This window comes from Yersinia sp. IP36721, assembly GCF_003634395.1.
GTDB classification, from domain to species: domain Bacteria; phylum Pseudomonadota; class Gammaproteobacteria; order Enterobacterales; family Enterobacteriaceae; genus Yersinia; species Yersinia entomophaga.
Genome location: NZ_QCZL01000013.1, coordinates 69,533 through 86,809, shown reverse-complemented (window position 1 = coordinate 86,809; position 17,277 = coordinate 69,533). Strand labels below are relative to the sequence as shown.

The following is a 17,277-nucleotide window of genomic DNA, read 5'->3' as shown; positions in this document are numbered from 1 at the left end:
CGCCGGAATTTCTTCTCAGCACGCAATCTGTTACGAGTGGTTATGATGTATTTATCGGCAGGATGCCGCTGAAAGCCAGCTGTTTACTGCAATTGCTACAGGGGTTTTCAGCGAATACCTAAAATTAAGCGGCGAAGTATATCATGGGACTAAGGCTCGCGATATAAACCCTGTAACTCGATGTATCGCTGAATTGCGCGCGGTAACAGGTCATCACAGCTTAGTCCTTCACGTCGCCGCCGGCGAATCTCCGTAGCGGATATATCCAAAAGTGGAGTATCTGCCAGATAGATAAAGCCATTGGGTTGCTGGCTGAGTTTTTCTGGTTGCGTAACCTGATGTTGTTCCAGCCAGTTTTGAAGCTCAGGTGTATCCAGCTTCTTGGCATAACCGGGACGAGCGCAGACCAGCAAATGGCAAACATCCAACAGCGATTGCCAGCGGTGCCATTTATGCAGAGATAATAATGAATCCTGACCAATGATAAAAGCCAGTGCTAGTTCGGGACCGCGTTCCGCACGTAGCGATTCCAGCGTATCTATGGTGTAAGACGGCGTGGTGCGCTGTAGCTCGCGATCGTCAACCTGAAATAGCGGGTTTCCCTCAATGGCGAGCTTTACCATTTCCAGCCGTTGTTGCGCAGAGGCTTCCGGCTGTGGCCGATGAGGCGGAACGTGATTAGGCAGCAAAATAACCTGCTGTAATCGGACTTGCTGCGCCAAAGCTTCCACCGGACGTAAATGGCCGTAATGGATGGGATCAAAGGTGCCACCAAACAGAGCGTGTAAGCTACGCTCTGGTTTAGCGCTATCAGCCTGCTTATCCAGCATCAAAGAAACTCTCAGGTAAGGTTTTGCCACAGATCAGCATGGAAAGTGACTCTAACTCAGGCCAGACAGACTGACCGTAGTCCTGCTTGAGGCGAATCTCCATTTGCGTTAGCAAATGCACACTGCGCTGTAATTGTTGCAACGTGAGACGCTGAAGCGCCTGTGTCATCAGATGACGGCGGTTTTGCCAGACTTTATGCTGATCGAATAGGGTTCTTAGCGGCGTCGTCGCCATTTGCCGTTTTAAGTTCAGCAGTAGCAACAGTTCACGCTGGATGGTGCGTAGCAAAATAATAGGTTCGCTATCTTCCAACCGCAGTTGCTGCAAAATATGCCAGGCCCGCTTACTTTTCCCCGCCAGCAATGCATCCAGCCAATGATAAGGTGTGAAATGCGCCGCATCATTGACAGCTTGTTCTACGCGCGGCAGGGTTAACTTGCCGTCGGGATAGAGCAGGGAGAGGCGTTCCAATGCCTGGGATAACGCCAGTAAATTACCTTCATAGCAATAACAAAGCAGTTGAATAGCTGCATCATCGACTTCGAGGTTGAGACTTTTGGCTCGGGTTTGAACCCAGCGAGGAAGCTGAGCCTGTTCCGGTGTCTGGCAGCTGATTAATGCGCCTTTTGGACTCAGAGCTTTAAACCAGGCGCTGTTTTCCTGCGCTTTGGTGAGTTTGTTGGCACGCAATATCAGAAGAATATCGGGGTGTAGCAGGCTTGTCAGTTTAGCTAACTGTTCGTTCATAGCGGCGGTTAAACCACTATCAGGGAATACCAGCAGCAGAGTTTGGCGGCTGGAGAACAGGCTTAGAGCCTGACAAATGCTGAAGATATTCTCCCATTCGGTATGGGTATCTAACGCTACGGTGTAATGTTCGGTAAAACCTTGCTGCGATGCAGCCTGACGGATGCGATCCTGACTTTCCTGTAACAGCAGCGGTTCGTTCCCACACAGCAGATAACAAGCGCGCAGCCCCTCTTGGAGCTGCGCGGCGAGTTGTTCAGGATAAATACGAATCATTGGGCAGAGGCAACTGGAGTCACTGTTTTGGCCGTAGCCGGCTTAGCGTCTTCTTCCTGTGCCTTTTTCACTTCTTCAGCGTGTACGGTCAGTAATTTCCGCACTAACTGTTGAGCGGCCTGCTCACGCATTTCCTGCGCAATGATGTCACTTTCTGCCGTTTTTGCTAACGCGGTTAACGGGTTATCAAAGAAGGAGCGGAAAACGGTCACATTCAACGGGTAAATATCGTGCCCAGGAATCAGCACCTGCGCCTGAACATTCAGTACCATTTGGTATTCTGCGGTCACGCCGTTCTGGAACACCGAAACGGTGTCCTGACTTTGCGACGATCCCAAAATACGCAGCGTCGGCAGATCCTTGCGCATCGCATCGTCAACAATGGAGACGTTGCTTAGACGCAGCTGTTGACGAATAGAACGCGTCAATGGCCCATAAGGATCGCTGCTTTGCAGCAACATTTTTTGCAGTTCCTGAGGCACTTGTGTAGTGCCCCGCAGATGAAAACCGCAGCCAGCGGTGACCAGCACCGCTAACCCCAGCAACAGCGTCAGAATACGATGTCGCACAACTCCTCCTTGTCTTAACCTACAACCAGGTTAAGCAGTTTGCCAGGGACATAGATCACTTTACGAATCGTAACCCCATCCAGATATTTTGCCACCAGACGCTCCTGACTTGCGCACTCGCGTACGTATTCTTCAGTTGCATCGGCTGGCACGGTGATCTTGCCGCGAACCTTGCCGTTTACCTGTACCACGACTAACTTGGAATCTTCAACCATGGCCTGCTCATCAGCCATTGGCCAAGGAGCGGTATCGATATCGCCTTCGCCGCCCAGTTCCTGCCACAGAGTGAAGCAGACGTGAGGGGTGAACGGATACAGCATACGTACCACGGCCAGCAGTGCTTCTTGCATGAAGGCTCGATCCTGCTCGGTTTCCTGCGGCGCGCGACCCAGTTTGTTCATCAGCTCCATCACGGCGGCAATCGCGGTGTTGAAGGTCTGACGGCGGCCTACGTCATCGGTCACTTTAGCAATGGTTTTGTGCAAATCGCGACGCAGTGATTTCAGATCTTCAGTCAGGCTGGCGATATCCAGCGGCTGTGTAGCCCCTTTGCTGGTGTGTTCAAACACCAAACGCCATACGCGCTTCAGGAAGCGGTTCGCCCCTTCAACGCCAGATTCCTGCCATTCCAGCGTCATTTCTGCCGGAGAAGCGAACATCATGAACAGACGAACGGTATCCGCGCCGTATTTTTCTACCATGACTTGCGGGTCGATACCGTTGTTCTTCGATTTCGACATTTTGCTCATACCGGCATAAACCAGTTCATGGCCTTCGCCATCAACGGCTTTAGTAATACGGCCTTTGTCATCACGTTCAACAATGGCGTCAACCGGAGATACCCAGATACGCTCGCCGTTGCTACCGGTGTAGTAGAAGGCATCGGCCAGAACCATGCCTTGACACAGCAGACGCTTGGCTGGTTCATCCGAATCCACCAAACCTGCATCGCGCATCAGCTTATGGAAGAAGCGGAAGTACATCAAATGCATGATGGCGTGTTCGATGCCGCCCACATACTGATCGACCGGCAGCCAGTAGTTAGCCGCAGCCGGGTCCAGCATGCCGTCGTCATATTGCGGGCAAGTGTAACGCGCGTAGTACCAGGATGATTCCATAAAGGTATCAAAAGTATCGGTTTCACGCAGACCCGGCAATCCGTTAACGGTGGTTTTTGCCCACTCGGCGTCGGCTTTGATTGGGCTGGTAATGCCGTCCATAACCACGTCTTCAGGCAGGATCACCGGCAGTTGATCTTCTGGTGTTGGAACCACGGTACCATCTTCCAGCGTGATCATCGGGATTGGCGCGCCCCAATAGCGTTGACGGGAGACACCCCAGTCACGCAGGCGGTAGTTCACTTTGCGTTGACCCACGCCAAGCGCGACCAGCTTATCGGCGATAGCATCGAAAGCAGCTTGATAATCCAGACCGTCGAATTCCCCTGAATTGAACAAAGTGCCTTTTTCGGTCAGTGGCGCAGCGCTCAAATCAGGCGCGGTGCCTTCGGCGGTCAGAATTACCGGCTGAATTGGCAGGTTGTATTTGGTCGCAAACTCCCAGTCGCGCTGATCGTGACCCGGAACGGCCATCACTGCGCCAGTGCCGTAATCCATCAATACAAAGTTAGCGACCCAGATCGCCACTTCTTCGCCAGTCAACGGATGGATAGCAGACAGGCCGGTGGCCATGCCTTTTTTCTCCATGGTTGCCATTTCGGCTTCGGCCACTTTGGTGTTACGGCATTCGTCAACGAACTCGGCCAGCGCCGGGTTGGTTTTGGCTGCTTCTAGCGCCAGCGGGTGACCGGCAGCAACGGCAACGTAGGTGACGCCAAAGAAGGTATCCGGGCGGGTGGTGTAAACAGTCAGTTTTTCCGCACTGTTAGCCACGTCAAAGGTGATTTCCACCCCTTCAGAACGGCCAATCCAGTTGCGCTGCATGGTTTTCACCTGCTCTGGCCAGCTTTCCAGCTTGTCCAGATCGTTCAGCAACTGATCGGCATAATCGGTGATTTTGATAAACCACTGCGGAATTTCTTTACGTTCGACTTTGGTATCGCAACGCCAGCAGCAGCCGTCGATAACCTGTTCGTTAGCCAGAACCGTCAGATCGTGAGGACACCAGTTCACCGCGGAGGTCTTTTTGTAGACCATGCCTTTTTCATACAGCTTGGTGAAGAACCACTGTTCCCAACGGTAATAGTCAGGTTTACAGGTGGCGATTTCGCGATCCCAGTCATAGCCGAAGCCCAGCAGTTTCAACTGGTTCTTCATATATTCGATATTGTCGTAAGTCCACGGAGCTGGCGCGGTGTTGTTTTTAACCGCTGCGCCTTCAGCTGGCAGACCAAATGCATCCCAGCCGATAGGCTGCAGGACGTTTTTACCCAGCATACGCTGGTAGCGCGAAATCACGTCACCAATGGTGTAGTTACGAACGTGACCCATATGTAGGCGGCCAGACGGATATGGCAGCATAGAGAGACAATAGTATTTCTCTTTGCTCGCGTCTTCAGTCACTTTGAAAGTTTGCTTCTTTTGCCAATGAAGCTGAACGTGCGATTCGATATCTTCCGGGCGGTATTGCTCTTGCATGGCAGCCAATGGTCCTATAGTGAAAACAGCTACACCTGTAGCATCATCTGTTTAATATCATAAAGTGAGATCCGCATAGCATAGCTGATAAGCGGCAGCCGCAACAACACTCTACGGGTCACTGTCGCGTTTTTCTGCGCGACCTATAGCATTTACGGGCAGAGTGAGGACGGTCACACCCTAATGATCGCGTGACATCAGGTATTTACGGCTAAAATAAATAGAGATACCTTTAATTATCAGGCGAAAGATAAGCTTTATCACAGGTTACTCGAGGAGACTGTATGAACAAGGTGGCTCAATATTACCGTGAATTAGTGGCATCGCTGACCGAGCGCTTGAAAAATGGAGAACGGGATATCGATCAACTGGTCGCCAGTGCGGAACAGCGGCTGAACACGGTAGAAGATTTAACGCGCAGCGAAGTCGATCAGATTACTCAGGCCGTTCGTCGGGATCTGGAGGAGTTTGCTCGTAGTTACGAAGAAAGTAAGGAAGAGTTTACCGATAGCGTTTTCATGCGGGTTATCAAAGAGAGTCTGTGGCAAGAATTAGCCGATATTACCGATAAAACCCAGCTTGAATGGCGCGAAGTGTTTAAGGATGTCAGCCACCACGGGGTTTATCACAGTGGGGAAGTGGTCGGGTTAGGTAATCTGGTTTGCGAAAAATGCCACCACCACTTAGCGTTCTATACTCCGGAAGTATTACCTCTTTGCCCAAAATGCGGTCACGATCAGTTCCACCGTCGCCCATTCCAGCCATAACCTTCACTTCTAGACACTCCGCCTGCGCGGAGTGTCATAAAACCATTATTTCCCGTAGCGAGACACGCGCTCAACCAGTAAATCAATAAAACCCTGCCGATCAATATCCATCAATATTTGCGTATTGGCCGGTTTTCCCGTCAATTGATAGAAATCCGTTACCGTCATGCCTTGCGTGTATTTGCCCTGAGTCTCTATTCCAACCCAACGGTCAACGCTTTGGAACAGCTCGGGAGCCAAGAGCCAGGCAATGGTGCAAGGATCGTGCAGTGGCGCACCTTTAAAGCCCCAGCGTTCCTGGCGATGATAAAGCATAAAGAAATCCAATAGACCGGCAACCACGTCGGCCACCGGATTGCCAAGCTGACGGAAACGCTCAATATCCTCGCTCATTACCTGCGCTTTATGGGTGACATCCAACCCGGCCATGGTCAGAGGAATGCCAGATTGGAATACCCGTTCGGCGGCCTCCGGGTCGACATAAATATTAAACTCTGCCGCTGGCGTCCAATTGCCCAACATCACCGAGCCGCCCATGATCACGATGCGTTCGATTTTGGGCGTCAGTTCGGTGTGACTGGCGAGGAATAAAGCGATATTGGTCAAAGGACCCGTGGCTACCAGCGTGACGGGACGCGGGCTGGCGCGCAGAACTCTGGCTATCAGTTCCACCGCATTTTCCGCTTGCGGCGCAAAATCTGGCTCAGGCAAAACCGGGCCATCCAGCCCACTTTCTCCGTGTACGTTATCGGCGATGATAAGTTCGCGAAGCAAAGGTTTTTGCGCCCCACCGGCCACGGGAATATCTCGACGTTTCAGCAAAGTCAAAATGCGCAGTGCATTACGCAGCGTTTTTTCCGGTGTTTGATTACCGGCGCTGGTGGTCACAGCTGCGATTTTCAGTTCGGGGGAGGCGAGAGCCAGAATCAGTGCCATGGCATCGTCATGGCCGGGATCACAATCGATAATAATAGAGCGGGACATAGGGTTTCCTCTTGTTGTTTCTATTTGTTGTCGACAATGGACAAAATAGTCAAAAGAGGCAATAAACGGCACTGAAAAACAAGAGGGGATATCCGAATCCTCCCCCGAAAGGGAGGATAATTATTGGCTAGGCCTTAGTGCAGAATCTTGGCGAGGAAGTCTTTCGCTCGCTCAGATTTAGGATTGTTGAAGAAATCGTCCTTATTACTGTCTTCGACAATTTTCCCTTCATCCATAAAGATCACCCGATGCGCCACTTTACGGGCAAAGCCCATTTCGTGAGTGACTACCATCATCGTCATGCCTTCGTGAGCCAGTTTGACCATGACGTCCAACACTTCATTGATCATTTCCGGATCGAGCGCCGAGGTCGGTTCGTCAAACAGCATGGCGATAGGGTCCATGCACAGCGCACGGGCGATGGCGACGCGTTGTTGCTGACCGCCGGAAAGTTGAGATGGGAATTTGTCGGCGTGAGTCGTTAACCCGACTCGTTCCAGCAGTTTTAGCCCTTTTTCCCGCGAGGCGGCTTTATCGCGTTTCAATACTTTTACCTGCGCCAGCGTCAGGTTTTCGATGATCGATAAATGAGGAAACAGTTCGAAATGTTGGAAAACCATGCCGACTTTGGAACGCAGCTGAGCCAGATTGGTGCCTTTATCATTCACGGCGATACCGTTAACTAAAATATTGCCTTGCTGAATAGGTTCCAGCCCGTTGACGGTTTTAATCAGGGTGGATTTGCCTGAGCCTGAAGGACCGCAGACTACCACGACCTCACCTTTTTTAACTTCGGTGGAGCAGTCGCTCAAAACCTGAAAGTGACCATACCACTTAGAAACATTTTTCAGGGAAATCATCAAACAGTCCTTTTCTTCAAATAGTTAACCAGCATCGACGCCGCAATACTGATAACAAAATAAACCAAACCGGCGAACAGAACCATTTCGACCTGAGTACCGTCACGCTCACCGATGGTGGTCGCGGTGCGGAAGAAATCGGCCAGACTAAGCACATACACCAGCGATGTATCCTGGAATAGCACGATGCCCTGAGTGAGCAAGAGCGGAACCATCGCCCTAAATGCCTGAGGTAAAATAACCAGACGCATCGATTGGCCTTGGGTCATCCCTAAAGCCAGGGCGGCGGATGATTGTCCGCGGGAAATGCTTTGAATTCCCGCTCGGATAATTTCCGAGTAATACGCCGCTTCAAACAGGGAAAAGGCTACCATGGCTGAGATCAGCCGAATATCGGTTTTTGGCGATAGCCCAAGCACATTTTGTAATAAGCTTGGAACCACTAGATAGAACCACAGCAATACCATGACTAAAGGCACTGAACGGAATAGATTGACGTAAAGGGTAGCAAACCAGCTGATCGCTTTGATCGACGACAAACGCATCACCGCCAGTATGGTGCCCCACAGAATGCCGAAAACGATAGCAATAACGGTAATTTTGGCCGTAACGGCCAGCCCTTGTAGCAAATAAGGCATGCTGGGCGCGATGGAACTCCAGTCAAATTCGTACATTATTTACTCCCCAAATTGCCGGGTAACTGCAATTTCTTTTCCACCAATCGCATAATCAGCATGATAACGGCGTTAATTAAGACATAAGCCAACGTGATAGCCGTGAAGGATTCATAGGCATGCGCGGAATAATCCAGCAGTTTACCGGCCTGCGCCGCCATATCCACCAAACCTATAGTTGATGCAATCGCCGAGTTTTTTACCAGATTCAGCATTTCGGAAGTCATCGGCGGAATGATGACGCGATAGGCATTGGGCAATAATACATAGCGATAGGTTTGCGGCAGAGTCAGGCCCATCGCCAGCCCGGCGGCCTTTTGGCCTCGCGGCAGGGATTGAATACCGGCTCTAACCTGCTCACAGACGCGAGCCGCGGTGAACAGCCCAAGGCATAGCATGGAAGAAAGGAAAAACTGTATATTCGGGTCTAGCTCAGTTTTAAACCACATGCCGATATGGGTCGGCAGCAGTTCGGGAACCACCAGATACCAGGTAAAGAATTGCACAATGAGCGGGACGTTACGGAATAACTCCACGTAACAGGTACCGATTGATGACAGAAGCCGATTGGGGACGGTTCGTAAAATACCGAACAGGGAACCGACGAAAAAGGCAATAACCCATGCGCTCAACGACAGCGCAACCGTGACCTGAAAACCAGACCAGATCCAGCCTAGGTAGGTGGTGTTACCGAATGGGGCGGGTTGAAGGAAAATCCCCCAGTTCCAGTCTATAGACATAGCTAACTCCCTTAAAAGGGTGGAGAAACCACCCTGAAGACTGATGATGAATAGCCGCACCGCGCTGACCAAAAGGAAACAAAAAAATGCGGAGTGGGGAACGGCCACCCCGCATCCTGTCTACCAAGCGGTCATCATCAATCACCAGGACAGCGTACTGCCCCGGATATTATTTTTAGTTCAATGCCTTGTCGTTAGGTTCTTTGAACAGCTTTTTCATGTCATCAGACAGAGAGAAATTCAGGTTCAGATTTTTCGGCGGGATAGGCTGCGTGAACCAGCGCTCAAAGGATTTGGTTGCTACGCCAGAAGTTTGCGCGTTGGCAATGGTTTCATCCATTAACGCTTTAAACTGCGGGTCATCTTTACGCAACATACACCCGTAGGCTTCCTGAGATTGCGGTGTACCTACAATCTCCCAATCCCCTGATTTCTTGGCTTTGGCGCGTTCACCGGCCAGCAGAGCGTCATCCATCATAAAGGCGACGGCGCGGCCGCTTTCCAGCGTACGGAAGGAATCACCGTGATCTTTGGCGCTGATAATGCGCATGTTCATTTTGTTTTCTTCGTTTAATTTGTTCAGCAGCACTTCAGAAGTGGTACCGGAAGTCACTACCACGGCTTTACCAGCCAAGTCTTTGAAATCTTTAACACCAGAGTCTTTTTTGGTCAGCAAACGGGTGCCAACCACGAAGATGGTATTGGAGAATGCGGCCTGTTTCTGGCGCTCGACATTATTGGTGGTGGAACCACACTCAAAATCAAAGGTGCCATTTTGCAGCAATGGAATACGATTTTGTGACGTCACGGGAATCAGCTTGACCTGTAAATCCGGCAGATTCAGTTTTTTCTTCACCGCATCGACGATCAGGTTGGAGTAGTCCTGTGAATAACCGACCACTTTCTGCTGATTATCGTAATAAGAGAAGGGAACGGAAGACTCACGATGGCCAACGACGATCACGCCGTTATCTTTGATTTTCTTCAGCGTGCCAGCCAGTTCTTCCGCATGGGCTACGCTACTTGCCATTCCAACTAACAGTAGCGATAACGCCAGTTTACGCATTTGCATGGTCCAACTCCTGTGATGTTATGGTGCTGCTTGATGTTGTGATGCTGAAATCGTCTTATCTGAATTGGGTATATGACGAAAAAATCATTACCGCTTTATTAACGAGCGATCTCTTCACTTACTTGTAACAGATTATCGCGATAAAAACGTATCTTGTTATATAAATGATATTAAAATGTTTGCTTTTTGAGACGGAAATCGCACCAAATAAAGGCAATTAAACAAAGATGCACCAAGTTCGTGCTGTAAATGCGCTAAATTTGTGCAATAAAACGGCCAGCCTTGGCTGAGAATAAGAAAACCGAGGAATAACGACCAGAATCATAAGGAATATTGCAAGGCGTGTGCCAATTGTGGCTCTCCCGCGGGAAACGGGAGAGAAAATGCGGGAAAAGGCGACTATTCGGTTGGAGTGATCCGTTGGGTAATAGCTAAATGGGCTTTAAACACCTCCAGCGCCGATGGGAGCTGTTCTTTTTTGAGCTGTTTTTCCGGGTTCCACAGCTCGGCAAAAGTAATGGCTCGGCCACAGTGAATAAAGACTTCGGTAACCTCGATCACCAGAACGCTGCGCGCGGGCTGCCCATTTTGTGCAAAGCGGTTGCACAGTTCTGGATCAACGCTGATCTTAGCGCGGCCATTTACTCGAAAACCTTCATTCCAGCCGGGAATCAGGAACAAAATACCGAGGAATGGGTTTTGCAGCAGATTACGGATGCCGTCCAGACGGTTATTTCCTGGGCGGTCCGGAAATAATAAGGTTTTATCGTCTTCAACATGCATAAAACCGGGTTCTCCTCCCTTAGGTGAACAGTCAACGCCGTTGGCACCAAAGGTACCTAAAATGGCGAAGGGAGAAGCAGCGATCAGCTTTCGGGCATAGCTATCGAGATGATCAATCTGCTTTTGCACCACGTTTTTATTAGGCGACGCATAATGCTGACTCAACTGATCTTCAGTTGTCAGGATAAATTCTGGATTCAGTTGCATACAGTCTCAGTTAATGATTATGCTAATTATTCGTATTGATGAGAACGATAACAGCCGCCATGCCAATGCGCAATATTAACGCAATACGGGTAATAAGGCCGCAATCCGCTTAAACAGCGCTATTTTGATACAAATTTAGCAAACATCTCGTGCCGTAATGGCGTTAGCTTGATGAAATTTTTGATGTTTGACGGGGAAATGAATCGCCGCAACGCAGAGATGCTGCGGCGATTTTTTACGTTGAATGAACCAAGGATGCGTTCGGATCGATTAATTCTTACCTGAACGCGCGACGAAACCCAGTGTGATCACACCGAAAATCAGCGTAATCACCCAGAGTGGCCAGCCGCCAAAACGGGCATAAGGCGTCAGACCGGTGGTTGGTGTCACTTTCACTTCCAGCACCTCGCGCGTGAACTGCGGGATCTGAGCCAATACGTTACCGTCAGCTCCCACCGCAGCGGTGACGCCGTTGTTGGTGCTACGCAGCAGAGGACGACCCAGCTCCAGCGCTCTCATGCGCGCCATCTGGAAATGCTGCCATGGGCCGATGGAATGGCCAAACCAGGCGTCATTGGAAATGGTTAGCAGGAAATCCGAATTCGCTTTGAAATTATCTCTCACCTGTTGGCCCAGAATAATTTCGTAACAAATCGCCGCCGTCATATCAAAACCGGCTACGGTGACCTGTGGTTGCACATAGCTACCGCGGCTAAATGAAGACATTGGCAGGTTGAATAAGGGTGCCAGTGGCCGCAGCAGGGCTTCCAGCGGGACATATTCACCGAAAGGCACCAGATGATGTTTGCTGTAGCGATTTAGCGTCGGATATTGGTAGGGCTCTTTATCGCCGAGCACAATCAGGCTGTTAAAGAAACGGTAGCCATCCGGCGTATTGCGAGCGTCAACAATACCGGTAATCAGGCTACTGTGATTGGCGCGCATCAAGCTGTCCATCATGGTCAGGAAGGCAGTTTGATCGGTTTCAATATCGGGAATAGCGGATTCAGGCCAGATAATAATCGGCGCTTTGCCCATATAAGGTTGGCTGGCATTCAAATACACTTGCAGGGTATCGATCAGTGCCTTCGGGTCCCACTTTAACGATTGAGCAATATTACCTTGCACCATCGCCACATTCACAGCGCGTTCCGGCTGAGGGGTAAACCAGTGCCATTGGCGCAGCGGCCAGGGCAGCAGCAGTAATGCCGTAGCAATAACCGCTGGCAGCCAGCGTCGCTGGTGGATCGCATAAGCCAGTAATCCACTGATGGCGACCAGAATAAAGGTAACGCCATCGACGCCTAAAATCGGCGCAATGCCCTTCAGCGGCCCGTTAATCTGGGTATAACCGAACTGTAGCCAAGGGAAACCGGTCAGCACCCAGCCGCGTAAAAACTCGCTCAGTTGCCATAAGACAGGCGCGGCAATGGCTAAGCGCCACCAGGTAGGTTTCGGGCACAGGCGGGTTAGCGCACCGGCAAACAGCATGGTGTAGAGCGACAAATAGGCCGCCAGTAACACTACCAGGAATAGGTTGACCATCGTCGGCATACCGCCAAATTCGGCGATAGTGACATAAACCCAGTTTACGCCAGTGCCAAATAGCCCCATTCCCCAGATAAAACCGATAAAGGCAGACTGTCGAGTACTGCGATTTAAAGTCAGACTGAGTAAACCAAACAGGGATACCAGCGAGGCTGGCCAGAAATCGAAGGGGGAAAATGCCAGCGTACCGCTGGCACCAAAAAACAGCGCCAGTAGGGCGCGAACCCACTGGCGATTGAATAACGAAGCGTTAGCCATCGAGAATTTATTCTTCCAATTTCGGTTGTGGTGCATCATCCGGGATTTTAACGTGAACCTGAATAATACGTCGGCTATCAGCCATGGCAACTTTGAATAAATAACCTTCAATTTCAATGGTTTCACCGCGCGCAGGCAGATGACCAAAGGCTTGCATGACTAAACCACCGATCGTGTCCACTTCATCATCGTTAAAATGGGTATTGAACACTTCGTTAAAATCTTCGATTTGAGTCAATGCCCTGATGGTGTAGGTATGACGACTGAGCTGACGAACGTCGCGATCTTCTTCGTCATCGTACTCATCTTCAATTTCGCCAACGATCAGTTCCAGAATGTCTTCAATGGTAACCAGCCCAGAAACACCGCCAAACTCATCAATGACAATCGCCATATGATAACGTTGGGAGCGGAATTCCTTTAGCATCCGGTCGACACGCTTGCTCTCCGGCACGACAACTGCCGTCCGTAACACTTTGTCGATGCTGAACGGTTCGGAATCTGTGCGCATAAACGGCAGCAAATCCTTGGCCATCAGGATGCCTTCAATGTGATCTTTATCTTCACTGATCACCGGGAAGCGGGAGTGGGCGGATTCAATAATCACATCCAGGCACTCATCCAGCGTTTGGTTACGCTTGAGTGTGACCATTTGAGAGCGAGGGATCATAATATCCCGCACGCGCTGCTCGGCGATGTCCATGACGCCTTCCAGCATGTCACGGGTATCGGGATCGATCAGATCGTTCTGTTCTGAGTCACGGATAAGCTCGACCAGATCGCCACGGTTTTTAGGTTCGCCGTGGAACAATTGGTTAAGGATAAGAGTAAAGAACCCTTTCTTGGGACTGGGGCTATCATTGTTTTGTGAATGGTCGTCGCTCATGGCGTTTTAGTTAAGTTTACTCATGTTAAGTATTGTCATTATCAGCAGCGTAAATAGCACGCTGCCAACGCATTATTCGGGGTCTTTTTCTGAAAGATACGGGTCCGGATAACCCAGACTCTGCATGATTTCAGTTTCAATCGACTCCATTTCTTCGGCTTCGTCATCGACGATGTGGTCATACCCTAGCAGATGAAGACTGCCGTGAACAACCATATGCGCCCAATGGGCCAATACGGCTTTATTCTGTTCAACGGCTTCCTGTTCAACCACTTGGCGGCAAATGATCAAATCGCCCAACAGCGGCAATTCTATTTCAGGCGGTGCTTCGAAGGGAAAGGATAGTACGTTGGTTGACTTATCTTTACCACGATAGGTCAAATTCAGTTCATGACTTTCCGCATCGTCAACCACTCGAATAGTGACTTCAGACTCTTCCTGAAACTGAGGCAATACGGCTTCCAGCCAGCGTTGGAAGTCGGCTTCAGTTGGCAAACCCTGACTGTTTTCACAGGCAATCTGTAAATCTAATATAACCTGGCTCACTGAGCCTCCTGCTCTGACGGGGTGTGGTTTTCACGCTTGCGTTGCTCGGCGCTGGCGTCTTTACGTTTTTGTTCTGCTGCTTCCCAGGCTTCATAGGCGATAACTACCCGAGCCACCACAGGATGCCGCACTACGTCTTCACTGTGGAAGAAGTTGAAGCTGAGTTCCTCTACGTCCGACAGTACTTCTATGGCATGGCGCAAACCCGATTTCTGATGGCGAGGTAAATCGATTTGGGTGATATCGCCAGTGATGACCGCTTTGGAGTTAAAACCTATTCGGGTGAGAAACATCTTCATCTGTTCGATAGTGGTGTTCTGGCTTTCATCCAGAATGATAAACGCATCATTGAGCGTTCGGCCGCGCATATAGGCCAGCGGCGCAACTTCAATCACATTGCGTTCAATCAGTTTTTCTACGCGCTCGAAACCCAGCATTTCAAACAGGGCGTCGTAAAGCGGCCGCAGATAGGGATCGACTTTCTGGCTGAGATCGCCGGGCAGAAAGCCCAGTTTTTCTCCGGCCTCAACCGCCGGACGAGTCAGCAGAATACGGCGCACGTTCTGTCGTTCCAGCGCATCTACCGCCGCCGCAACCGCCAAATAGGTTTTACCCGTACCGGCAGGGCCGATACCGAAAGTAATATCGTGGTCGAGAATATTGGCAATGTATTGCGCCTGATTTGGTGTACGAGGCTTCACCATGCCGCGCTTGGTGCGGATATTTACCGCTTTACCGTAATCGGGGACGCTTTCTGCCGTTTGCTCCAGCACCCGGCTTTCTTTCACTGCCAGGTGGATGTGTTCTGGATCGATATCAGGAACGACGCCGCGAATCGGTGCGGTGTCTACGTAGAGGTGGCGCAGGATTTCTGCTGCCGCATTGACGCAGATGTTCTTACCGACCAGCTTAAAACGGTTATCGCGGCGATTGATTTCAATGCCCAACCGGCGTTCAAGCTGTTTGATGTTGTCATCAAAAGGGCCGCACAGGCTCAGCAAACGCTGATTGTCGGTGGGCTCAAGCAGGATTTCTTGTGTCGTTACGTGCAAATTGTTTCTCTGAGTCACTGAGTTTCTCTAGGTCACGTCGGGCCGGTTGATATTGATTCACATAAGGCGAGTATTTCTTTTCCGTTATGCCTTATATCAATAATACATGTCATTCCGGAATTATTCATGGTGAGCGCAGTGGACGCAAGCCCACTGCTTGTCTATCTGTGCGATGGTGCGCAAAAATCACGCGTCCCACGGGCTGATGGCCTTCAATGATTCAGTTTGTGAATTTTTGAAAGAAAATCATCAAAAGTCATTGGGTCAGACTAAGGGTGGTATTGCACTACGCCAAGGTCATTTTCCTTGCGGGTACGGGCAATCACCGACTGCGGCGATTCTACGCTGCGTAAATCCATTTGATCTTCGGTCCGTACCACCACGCCGCGCAGAGAGTTGGTGTAGACATCAACAATGTCGACATCGACGAATTTACCGATCATCTCCGGCGAGCCTGCGAAATTCACAATGCGGTTATTCTCAGTGCGGCCAGCCAGTTCCATTACGTCTTTGCGTGAGGTGCCTTCCACCAATACCCGCTGGACGGTGCCAATCATCGCCTGGCTGAAATTCATAGCCTGCTGAGTAATACGATCTTGCAAAATATGCAGCCGCTGCTTTTTCTCTTCGTCGGAAACATCATCCGGCAAATCTGCCGCCGGCGTTCCGGGACGTGAAGAGTAGATAAAGCTGTAGCTCATATCAAAATTCACTTCCGCAACCAGCTTCATGGTTTGCTCAAAATCGGCCTGAGTTTCACCGGGGAAACCCACGATAAAATCGGAGCTGATATGAATATCCGGGCGAGCCTTGCGTAATTTCCGAATGATAGATTTGTATTCCAACGCGGTATGGGCGCGTTTCATCATGGTTAGAATACGATCCGAACCGCTTTGTACCGGCAAATGCAGGAAGCTAACCAATTCAGGCGTATCTTCATACACTGCGATAATATCATCGGTAAATTCGATAGGATGGCTGGTGGTGAAACGAATGCGATCTATACCATCAATCGCAGCTACCAGACGTAACAGTTCGGCAAAACTACAGATATTGCCGTCATAGGTAGCCCCGCGGTAGGCATTAACGTTCTGACCGAGCAGATTGACTTCCCGCACGCCTTGAGCCGCTAACTGAGCGATTTCAAACAGCACGTCATCACTTGGCCGGCTGACCTCTTCCCCTCGGGTGTAAGGTACTACGCAGAAGGTGCAGTACTTATTGCAGCCTTCCATGATGGAAACAAAGGCGGTAGGACCTTCGGCGCGAGGTTCCGGTAAACGGTCAAATTTTTCTATTTCAGGGAAACTGATATCAACAATCGGACTTCGGGTTCCCTGAACGTGGTTGAGCATTTCCGGCAGGCGATGCAAAGTTTGCGGCCCGAAAATAACGTCTACGCAAGGCGCACGCTGGCGAATATGTTCACCTTCCTGAGAGGCCACACAGCCACCCACGCCAATGATTAACTGCGGATTGGTTTCTTTCAACTGCTTCCAACGCCCCAGCAGCGCGAAGACTTTCTCCTGCGCCTTTTCGCGAATGGAGCAGGTATTGAGCAACAGTAAATCAGCTTCTTCAGGCACATCGGTTAACTCATAACCGTGCGTGCTGGCCAGGAGGTCTACCATTTTAGACGAATCATATTCGTTCATTTGGCAGCCCCAGGTTTTGATATGGAGTTTTTTTGTCATTGGGTTTTATTTTGCTCCGAGCGGTGTGAATAGCGCAAAGACTGAGTTCTTGTGGGGTATTGTAGTCATTTGGCCGGAGTGAAACCAGTGCGGGAAGTCTGAGTTAACCTGCAGTGTTAAGGAAAAATCCGGTACACTGACGTCAGAAAAAATGCCCAAAATGGTGGGCGTAACCTCAATTTTTTG

General features: G+C 50.3%; 16 protein-coding genes. 1 reads left to right on the top strand and 15 read right to left on the bottom strand.

Annotation, left to right across the window (positions count from 1 at the left end):
• Window positions 1-149 precede the first annotated feature (149 nt).
• The 4 genes from nadD to leuS are packed head-to-tail and all read right to left on the bottom strand — an operon-like array spanning window position 150 to window position 5,020.
• The gene (gene nadD, locus DBA33_RS12345; protein WP_064512433.1) at window positions 150-830 is read right to left on the bottom strand and encodes a nicotinate-nucleotide adenylyltransferase; all 681 of its coding nucleotides are present in this window, start codon (window positions 828-830) and stop codon (window positions 150-152) included.
• Window positions 820-1,854, bottom strand: a complete 1,035-nt coding sequence (gene holA, locus DBA33_RS12340; protein ID WP_064512436.1) for a DNA polymerase III subunit delta — start codon at window positions 1,852-1,854, stop codon at window positions 820-822. Before holA ends, nadD begins: the two co-directional genes overlap by 11 nt.
• Window positions 1,851-2,423, bottom strand: a complete 573-nt coding sequence (gene lptE, locus DBA33_RS12335; RefSeq protein ID WP_064512438.1) for an LPS assembly lipoprotein LptE — start codon at window positions 2,421-2,423, stop codon at window positions 1,851-1,853. The genes holA and lptE overlap by 4 nt, the downstream gene beginning before the upstream one ends.
• Window positions 2,424-2,437: 14 nt before the next feature.
• Window positions 2,438-5,020: a leucine--tRNA ligase gene (leuS, locus tag DBA33_RS12330; RefSeq protein ID WP_120806563.1), complete on the bottom strand. Its 2,583-nt coding sequence runs from the start codon at window positions 5,018-5,020 to the stop codon at window positions 2,438-2,440.
• Window positions 5,021-5,304: 284 nt separating this feature from the next.
• Here leuS and DBA33_RS12325 point away from each other — a divergent pair, with 284 nt between their 5' ends.
• Entirely contained in the window at window positions 5,305-5,787 is a 483-nt protein-coding gene (locus DBA33_RS12325) for a zinc ribbon-containing protein (protein ID WP_064512441.1), read from the top strand.
• A gap of 45 nt (window positions 5,788-5,832) precedes the next feature.
• Here the strand turns inward: DBA33_RS12325 and rihA are convergent, their stop codons facing one another.
• From rihA to miaB, 11 genes are all read right to left on the bottom strand, one after another.
• Window positions 5,833-6,771, bottom strand: coding sequence for a pyrimidine-specific ribonucleoside hydrolase RihA (rihA, locus tag DBA33_RS12320; protein WP_064512444.1), 939 nt, complete (start codon window positions 6,769-6,771; stop codon window positions 5,833-5,835).
• Between the two features lie 134 nt (window positions 6,772-6,905).
• Window positions 6,906-7,631, bottom strand: a complete 726-nt coding sequence (locus tag DBA33_RS12315) for an amino acid ABC transporter ATP-binding protein (protein WP_064512446.1) — start codon at window positions 7,629-7,631, stop codon at window positions 6,906-6,908.
• Entirely contained in the window at window positions 7,631-8,305 is a 675-nt protein-coding gene (gene gltK, locus DBA33_RS12310; RefSeq protein WP_064512449.1) for a glutamate/aspartate ABC transporter permease GltK, read from the bottom strand. Before gltK ends, DBA33_RS12315 begins: the two co-directional genes overlap by 1 nt.
• Window positions 8,305-9,045 (bottom strand): amino acid ABC transporter permease, encoded by a 741-nt coding sequence (locus DBA33_RS12305; RefSeq protein ID WP_120806562.1) that lies wholly within the window; start codon window positions 9,043-9,045, stop codon window positions 8,305-8,307. The genes gltK and DBA33_RS12305 overlap by 1 nt, the downstream gene beginning before the upstream one ends.
• A gap of 175 nt (window positions 9,046-9,220) precedes the next feature.
• Window positions 9,221-10,117 carry an amino acid ABC transporter substrate-binding protein gene (locus DBA33_RS12300; protein ID WP_064512450.1) on the bottom strand — a complete coding sequence of 299 codons (897 nt, stop codon included), beginning with the start codon at window positions 10,115-10,117 and terminating at the stop codon, window positions 9,221-9,223.
• Between the two features lie 399 nt (window positions 10,118-10,516).
• The gene (locus tag DBA33_RS12295) at window positions 10,517-11,107 is read right to left on the bottom strand and encodes an MSMEG_1061 family FMN-dependent PPOX-type flavoprotein (RefSeq protein WP_120806561.1); all 591 of its coding nucleotides are present in this window, start codon (window positions 11,105-11,107) and stop codon (window positions 10,517-10,519) included.
• 270 nt (window positions 11,108-11,377) lie between these two features.
• Window positions 11,378-12,913: an apolipoprotein N-acyltransferase gene (gene lnt / locus DBA33_RS12290; protein ID WP_064512452.1), complete on the bottom strand. Its 1,536-nt coding sequence runs from the start codon at window positions 12,911-12,913 to the stop codon at window positions 11,378-11,380.
• A gap of 7 nt (window positions 12,914-12,920) precedes the next feature.
• Complete coding sequence (gene corC, locus DBA33_RS12285) at window positions 12,921-13,799, bottom strand: CNNM family magnesium/cobalt transport protein CorC (RefSeq protein WP_049596774.1); 879 nt, start codon at window positions 13,797-13,799, stop codon at window positions 12,921-12,923.
• Between the two features lie 72 nt (window positions 13,800-13,871).
• Window positions 13,872-14,345 (bottom strand): rRNA maturation RNase YbeY, encoded by a 474-nt coding sequence (gene ybeY, locus DBA33_RS12280; RefSeq protein ID WP_049596773.1) that lies wholly within the window; start codon window positions 14,343-14,345, stop codon window positions 13,872-13,874.
• Window positions 14,342-15,415, bottom strand: coding sequence for a PhoH family protein (locus DBA33_RS12275; protein WP_179207957.1), 1,074 nt, complete (start codon window positions 15,413-15,415; stop codon window positions 14,342-14,344). Before DBA33_RS12275 ends, ybeY begins: the two co-directional genes overlap by 4 nt.
• A gap of 251 nt (window positions 15,416-15,666) precedes the next feature.
• Entirely contained in the window at window positions 15,667-17,091 is a 1,425-nt protein-coding gene (miaB, locus tag DBA33_RS12270) for a tRNA (N6-isopentenyl adenosine(37)-C2)-methylthiotransferase MiaB (RefSeq protein WP_064512456.1), read from the bottom strand.
• Window positions 17,092-17,277: the final 186 nt, after the last annotated feature.

Coding starts and splice junctions, on each gene's coding strand:
- nadD (WP_064512433.1), bottom strand. CDS start 830: ATGCTGGATAAGCAGGCTGATAGCGCTAAACCAGAGCGTAGCTTACAC.
- holA (WP_064512436.1), bottom strand. CDS start 1,854: ATGATTCGTATTTATCCTGAACAACTCGCCGCGCAGCTCCAAGAGGGG.
- leuS (WP_120806563.1), bottom strand. CDS start 5,020: ATGCAAGAGCAATACCGCCCGGAAGATATCGAATCGCACGTTCAGCTT.
- DBA33_RS12325 (WP_064512441.1), top strand. CDS start 5,305: ATGAACAAGGTGGCTCAATATTACCGTGAATTAGTGGCATCGCTGACC.
- rihA (WP_064512444.1), bottom strand. CDS start 6,771: ATGTCCCGCTCTATTATTATCGATTGTGATCCCGGCCATGACGATGCC.
- DBA33_RS12315 (WP_064512446.1), bottom strand. CDS start 7,631: ATGATTTCCCTGAAAAATGTTTCTAAGTGGTATGGTCACTTTCAGGTT.
- gltK (WP_064512449.1), bottom strand. CDS start 8,305: ATGTACGAATTTGACTGGAGTTCCATCGCGCCCAGCATGCCTTATTTG.
- DBA33_RS12305 (WP_120806562.1), bottom strand. CDS start 9,045: ATGTCTATAGACTGGAACTGGGGGATTTTCCTTCAACCCGCCCCATTC.
- DBA33_RS12300 (WP_064512450.1), bottom strand. CDS start 10,117: ATGCAAATGCGTAAACTGGCGTTATCGCTACTGTTAGTTGGAATGGCA.
- DBA33_RS12295 (WP_120806561.1), bottom strand. CDS start 11,107: ATGCAACTGAATCCAGAATTTATCCTGACAACTGAAGATCAGTTGAGT.
- lnt (WP_064512452.1), bottom strand. CDS start 12,913: ATGGCTAACGCTTCGTTATTCAATCGCCAGTGGGTTCGCGCCCTACTG.
- corC (WP_049596774.1), bottom strand. CDS start 13,799: ATGAGCGACGACCATTCACAAAACAATGATAGCCCCAGTCCCAAGAAA.
- miaB (WP_064512456.1), bottom strand. CDS start 17,091: ATGACAAAAAAACTCCATATCAAAACCTGGGGCTGCCAAATGAACGAA.